Genomic DNA, 2,593 nt, shown 5'->3' on the forward strand with positions numbered 1-2,593 from the left:
TTGATGGCATAAATCAGGTTATCAAAGCACTTGTTGATGTAAATGCGTTCCTGACCTTGCGGATAAACAGGATGAGAAAACATACCACCTGATACTAAGTAATTATTTACCCGGTCCTTTTCCTTTAGCTTGTCGTACACATAGCATTCAAAGCTTCGGGCAAACATCTCTGCAATATCTTTCCAATAAGCACCTTGAAGTTTTGAGTGGTGATACAGGTAGCTGTCGGTTCTACGCTTCTTAGTCTCATCAAAATCATTGTAGCTAACCGCCTTATCTTCCATAGCATAATAGCCAAAGCGGAGCATTAGGATAAGCGAAACGATACTTGTATGCACCACCGATTGCCTCTCCTGAAATGTCGGCACAACCTTCTTAATTGAAGTTTTTAAAATATCCTTGAACCAATCTTTTGTTGGCGATGAATTACCACCAATGAAATACTTCTTTTTATACCCTAAACTTTCAATGATGGTATTCAGATAGCTTTCTGAACGTAGCGGTTTGGTTGATAATTCCAAACCATTCAGGTAATGGTCAAAGAAATGACCCCACTCATGGGCTACCGAACCGTCACCATTTCGTTTGGTTAGGTTAATAAGTTGCCGTGTTGGGTAATAGGTAGCCATTGCCTTACCACCACGACCGAATGCACCAAAAGCAATAGCCAGGGCTTCGTTTATGGATAGGTTGATGTCAAGCACCTCGCATAAATCAACGATGGCTGCAACAAAGTGGCGAATGTGTTCCCTGGCTTCATCATCCTTCACGTAGTTTCCTAATGTGAGCGATTTAAAATGAAGCTTCTTGATAACCGTATTTTCATCCGCTTCTTCAATTAATAAACCGCCTGTACGTTTGATATATGATAGCGGTACGGCTTCTATTTTAGGCTTGCTGCTGCTTTTTGATTTGCTTGTTTTCTTTGTTTCTGCCCAGCTCCAATCCTGTTTAAATTCCTTGTATGGGAATCGTTCTTTTTGCTCATCGTATTCTCTTTTTGCATCATTGATAAACCGTGTGCAAACCTGAGTAACATACCTTACATAGTCCTCCACAGTTCGGACGCTACTCAACATACCTCCCTGAAAAGTCAGGTCGTTTTGCTTGTGGCGTTTCATATCGGCAGGAGAAAGAATTTGCTTTGCAGAATCAATACAATCCTGTTGGCGTTTTATCCGCTTATCGGTGTATTCTTTCAGCCTCTTAGCATGTGGAGCTGCCTGTTCTTTTGTGATGCCCGAATATTGATGGGCTTTCATGTAGGTTTCCTTAACCGCAGATGTAGTCCGATAGCCCTTAATGGTAAAGACAATATTGCGAAGTGCCTTACCGAATATCATTCCAAAATCATGCTTACCCACAATCTCACCATTATTGGCAATGGTATCGAGTTGTTGTAAATCCGTAATCGAAATAGCATCATTGAGAACACTTGTAAAAGCCTCTGCCATTTTCACATATTGCTCCCTGGCTTCTTTAGTGTTGGCATGTGGCTTTGCCGGGAATGCCTGACGAACCTTTACTTTCAGAAAGGCACAACCTGAATCCGTACCGTTTTCTTTTTCTGCCTGTGGGTCAACCTTTGGAAATACCTTATCCTTCTTAACCAGCTCAATTGCTGTGGCTTCATCCTGTTCGATGCTGTTTAAATCGCTACTGCTGATAAGCTTGTTGTACATGGCTTGTTCTTTCCTGGAACCATGAACACGCTTTCCGGCATCTTTAAATTCCCGGTTCTTTTGCTTCTCCTGTAAAGCCTTTTCAACTTCTGTATCAATATTCCCAAGGTCATCATTGGGTGTCGCTAAGTTGGCGCAATAGTTTTCGTATAAAGACCAACTATCGCTGATAATGAAGAATCCATCTTTAGGATTGGGCTTGTAACCTTGCTTTGTTTTGTAGCCATTGCGACCTTCAATGAATCCTTGTTTGGGAAGAATCCAAACGAAGTCACCTTTTCTCGGTTTATATCGTGTGGCGATAATATCGGTTGCTTGTTCAAAACCTTTATAGATGGGCAAAGCATTCACATTAACGCCCTCTTTAAAACCATTGGCTAAAATGGAAGCCTTTGATTTTCCTATGGTGCGAATATCCTTGTGGATGGCTTTGTACTTTTTGTAAAACTCCGTTTCCGTCATAGTATGGTCTTGATTTTAGGATGAGTACCAAGCCCGGCAACTGCCCGAAGCTGTTTCTGTTTAATCAGGATTGCCTTTGCACGGAGCTTCACAAGCTTCAATTGCTTTCCTGTGTCTATGCTTACCTTTTTACCTTTAGGTGCGGATTGCTTTTGTTTGGCCAGTCTTTTGGGAAATTCCTTTTTGTCTTGCTCAAACATCTTCATCGCCTCATTGGTAAGGCTATCGGTTGTATTGCTTCGCTTTGTTCCTTTATCCAAAAACTCATCGTAGTAATGGCGAGGAATTTTAACTGAAAGACTGAACCGCTCACCAAGCAGATTAAGAAGTTTAGGCATCTTGCTTTCTTCAACCGAAGCCCTCATATTGCCCGATACCATTTCAAAACCATCCCGATTATTAACCAGGAGCTTTACCACTTCTTTATCGGTGTAAATGGGGATATGTGT

2 protein-coding genes are annotated in these 2,593 nt (G+C 41.6%); both read right to left on the bottom strand.

The features are described from left to right. Positions 1 to 2,144: LPD1 domain-containing protein (locus KEM10_RS23530; protein ID WP_212220755.1), on the bottom strand; the 2,144-nt coding region annotated here is incomplete at its 3' end. Continuing rightward, on the bottom strand, positions 2,141 to 2,593 hold a 453-nt coding region (locus tag KEM10_RS23535), incomplete at its 5' end, for a hypothetical protein (RefSeq protein ID WP_212220758.1). The genes KEM10_RS23530 and KEM10_RS23535, both read right to left, overlap by 4 nt.

Origin of the sequence: Carboxylicivirga linearis (assembly GCF_018271995.1) — a bacterium.
In the GTDB taxonomy this organism is placed as follows: Bacteria; Bacteroidota; Bacteroidia; order Bacteroidales; family Marinilabiliaceae; genus Carboxylicivirga; species Carboxylicivirga linearis.